The organism is Mycobacterium sp. (assembly GCF_036488105.1).
GTDB lineage: Bacteria > Actinomycetota > Actinomycetes > Mycobacteriales > Mycobacteriaceae > Mycobacterium.
Genome location: NZ_DASXHW010000541.1, coordinates 1 through 4055, shown reverse-complemented (window position 1 = coordinate 4055; position 4055 = coordinate 1). Strand labels below are relative to the sequence as shown.

Sequence of the window (4055 nt, the reverse complement as noted above, 5' to 3'; positions counted from 1 at the left end):
ATGGCTGGAAGTTTTCTGAGATGCGCTAACGCCGTGCGGGGACGACACGACATTGCGCTGTGTGACACAGCGTCGGCGAGCGTCGCCGGCGGGCGCAGACGACTGCGCCGACCAGGGGTGAGGGCCAGATGCGACGGCTAGCCGATTTTGTAGTGCGATGGCCCTGGTTAGTGATCGCCATGTGGGTCGCGATCGCGGTGGCGCTACCGCTGACTTTGCCGTCCCTCAACGAGATGGCCGAGAAGCATCCGCTCGCGATCTTGCCCAGCGATGCACCCTCGAACGTCACCGCCCGGAAGATGACCGAGGCGTTTCACGAAGCGGGCTCAGAAGACCTGCTGTTGGTCGTATTGACCGACGACAACGGGCTCAGCCCCGCCGACGAAGGCACCTACCGCAACGTGGTGGACGCGCTGCGCAAGGACACCCGCGATGTGGTGATGTTGCAGGACTTCATCAGCACGCCGCCGCTGCGCTCGATTGTGACCAGCGGAGACAAAAAAGCCTGGGTGCTGCCGGTCGGGGTGGCCGGCGAGTTGGGCACCCCAAGGTCGTATGACGCGTTCAACCAGATCAGTGACATCGTCAGGCACACCGTCGCGGGAACGCCGTTGAGAGGCAACCTCACCGGCCCCGCCGGCACTGTTGCCGACCTCACCGTCGCCGGCCAACAGGACCGAATGCCGATTGAGCTGGCCATCGGCATCCTGGTGCTGATCGTTTTGCTGATCGTCTACCGCAGCGCGATCACCATGCTGCTGCCGTTGATCGGCATCGGGTTGTCCCTGGTGATCGCGCAGGCGGTGGTGGCCGGCTATTCCGCCTTGACTGGCTCGGGCGTATCGAATCAGTCCATCGTCTTTCTGAGCGCGATCATGGCCGGCGCCGGAACGGATTACGCGGTCTTCCTGATCAGCCGCTATCACGATTACCTGCGGTCGGGCGCGGACTCCGATCAAGCGATCAAGGGGGCATTGATCTCGATCGGAAAAGTAATCACCGCCTCCGCCAGCACGGTAGGAATCACGTTCCTGGTCATCAGCTTCGCCCGCATGGGCGTGTTCAAAACGGTCGGAATCGCGTCGGCCATCGGGATCGGCGTGGCATTCCTCGCCGCGGTGACGTTGCTGCCGGCGATTGTGGCGCTCGCCGGTCCGCGCGGGTGGGTCAAGCCGCGGCGCGAACTCACTGCCCGGTTCTGGCGGCGTTCTGGCATCCGCATCGTGCGCCGCCCGCGCGTACATCTGGTCGCCAGCCTGTTGGTGCTCGCCGCCCTGGCCAGCTGCGCGGCGTTGGTGCGCTACAACTACGACGACCGCAAGGCCCTGCCGGCTTCCGCGCCGAGTTCGATCGGATATACCGCGCTGGATCGTCACTTCCCGGTGAATCAGTCCATTCCGGAGTACCTCTTCATCCAGTCGCCACGCGACCTGCGCAACCCGCAGGCCCTCGCGGACTTGGAGCAGATGGCGGACCGAGTCAGTCAGTTGCCGAATGTCGCTGCCATCAGCGGCATTACCCGACCCACCGGAAACGTGCCGGAACAATTCCGGGCCACCTATCAGGCGGGTGCTATCGGGAGCTTCCTGGCCGGCGGTTCCACCCTGATCAACGACCACACGAACGACCTCAACCAGCTCTCCGCGGGGTCCAGCACGCTGGCCGACAAACTCGATGAGGTGCGCGGCCAGGTCGGCGAGCTCGCCGCCAGCGTGCAGGAACTGGAGAACACCTTCAAATCGACGAAGGACCAGTACAGCGGCGACACGTTGGTCCACGAGGTCGATATCGCCGCCCGACTCGTCGACCACGTCAACTCGCTCAGCAACACCATGGGCTGGAACTACAGCACGGCCAAGAACATGTTCGAGTGGATCGGCCCGGTGTTGACCGCGCTGCAGGGCAATCCGGTCTGCGATCTCGATGAGTCCTGCAGCGCCACCCGCGGGGCGTTCGAACGGCTGACTGGTGGGCGCGATCAGGAAGATCTCGACGCGATCAATGACTTGGCCCACCAGTTGCAGGACTACCCCGACAAAAACGCCATGAAAGCCACGACCGACAGGCTGCGTGCGGCAGTAGCGAAGCTCACCGGCGTCCTGCAGTCGATGGGGATGGACCAGCCCGGCGGCCTGCAGGCGAACCTCGACCAGCTGCAGAGTGGCGCCAACCAGTTCGCCGGTGGAAGCCGGCAAATCGCAGACGCGGTCAACCTGCTCGTCGACCAGGTCAAGCAGTTGGGCGAAGGGCTCAGTGAGTCGGCGACGTTCCTGTTGTCGCTGAAGCACGACGCGGCGCAACCGGCGATGGCCGGATTCAACATCCCCGCGCAGCTGCTACATCTGGATGAGTTCCAGAGAGCCGCCAAGGTATTCATCTCGGCCGACGGCCACTCGGTGCGGTACCTGGTGCAGACCAAACTCAATCCGTTCAGCACCCAAGCCATGGATCAGGTCAACTCGATCCTTGCGACCGCCAAGGGAGCCCAGCCGAATACGGCGTTGTCGGACGCCAAGATCTCGATGGCGGGATACACCGTGGGGCTGAAGGACACTCGCGACTACTACCAGCACGACATTCGGTTCATCATCGCGGTGACACTGCTCGTCGTGCTGCTGACCTTGATCGTGCTGCTGCGGGCGATTGTCGCGCCGCTGTACCTGGTTGCTTCCGTGGTCATTTCGTATCTTTCCGCGGTGGGCATTGGCGCGGTGTTCTTTCAATTCATCCTCGGCCAGCAATTGCATTGGAGCGTGCCCCCGCTGGCGTTCGTGGTGCTCGTCGCGGTGGGAGCCGATTACAACATGTTGCTGGTCTCGCGCATGCGCGATGAGTCGCCGCACAGCATGCGGTACGGCATCATCCGCACGCTGAGTTCAACCGGCGGCGTGATCACCGCTGCAGGTCTGATCTTCGCCGCCTCGATGGCCGGTCTCTTGTTCTCCAGCATCGGCACCGTGGTCCAGGGCGGTTTCGTGATCGGTGTGGGCATTTTGCTGGACACCTTCTTGGTCCGCACCATCACGGTTCCGGCCGTCGCCGCGCTGGTCGGGCGGGCAAACTGGTGGCCATCACGAGGTGGCCCGCGTCGGTCGGCGGCCGGGCGCGCACAGCCGCAAGCGAGTTAACGCACACCAGTCATGTATGTGAAACTACGACACGAACCCATGTGGTCAGGAGTAGCGATGAAGAAACTACTCGCAGGAGTTTCGGCGCTGGTAACAGTCGGCGCCACAGGATGTTTCGGTGTCGGAGCCGCGACGGCCGATGACACACCCATCAGCGGGCCGTCGAGCGGGGCGCCGAGCGATCAAACTGCTTACGCCCTCGGCGGCGCCCACGTTCTGGGCATCCCCTACGACCAATACATCCGCATGGAGGGCGCGGAGTGGTTCCCCGGCCAGCAGCGCCAAATCGTTCGCTACCCGGCGGGGCAGGTTCAGGGCCACGTGCTGGAGCGGCTCTTCCCGGGCATCGGCAAGCTCGGTGAGAACGTTCCCGGCCTGGGTCTGGACGGCCCCAGCGTCGGCGAGTCCGTCGACGCAGGAGTCGACAACCTGGATGCGGCGATCCGCACCACCGGTCGCCCCGGTACGGCGATCGGCTTGTCCGAGGGCGGGTTCGTCGTCGATGGTGAGCAGGCCCGGCTGGCGACTGACCCGAATGCTCCCCCGCCGAACACGCTGAACTTCGCCACATTCGGCGACCCGATCGGGCATCACGCCTTCGGCCAGAGCTTCCTGACCGCCACGTTCCCGGTCGGCAGCGTCGTTCCCGCACTCGACTACCGCATGCCACCGCCGTACGAGAGCCAGTACGACACCAACAGGTTCGTGGCTGCCTACGACTCGATCGCGGACTTCCCCGACCGGCCGGACAACATGTTCGCTCTCGCCAACACGCTGCTCGGCCTCGCGACGGGTCACACCGCGGTGGCATTCACGAACGCGAGCATGGTGCCGCCGCAGAACATCAGAACCACGATCAATTCGCGGGGCGCGAAAGACACCACGATCATGGTCCCGGAAAAGCACCTTCCGCTGGTGATGCCGCTG

2 protein-coding genes are annotated in these 4055 nt (G+C 64.2%); both read left to right on the top strand.

All coding sequences use genetic code 11. The features are described from left to right. The first annotated feature begins 128 nt into the window (after positions 1-128). Complete coding sequence (locus tag VGH54_RS28505) at positions 129-3128, top strand: RND family transporter (RefSeq protein ID WP_331515515.1); 3000 nt, start codon at positions 129-131, stop codon at positions 3126-3128. 57 nt (positions 3129-3185) lie between these two features. Beyond that, a partial coding sequence (locus VGH54_RS28500) for a PE-PPE domain-containing protein (RefSeq protein ID WP_331515514.1) occupies positions 3186-4055 on the top strand: 870 nt, incomplete at its 3' end.

Excerpts from the sequence above, each read along its gene's own strand:
- VGH54_RS28505 (WP_331515515.1), top strand. The coding sequence starts at position 129 with ATGCGACGGCTAGCCGATTTTGTAGTGCGATGGCCCTGGTTAGTGATC.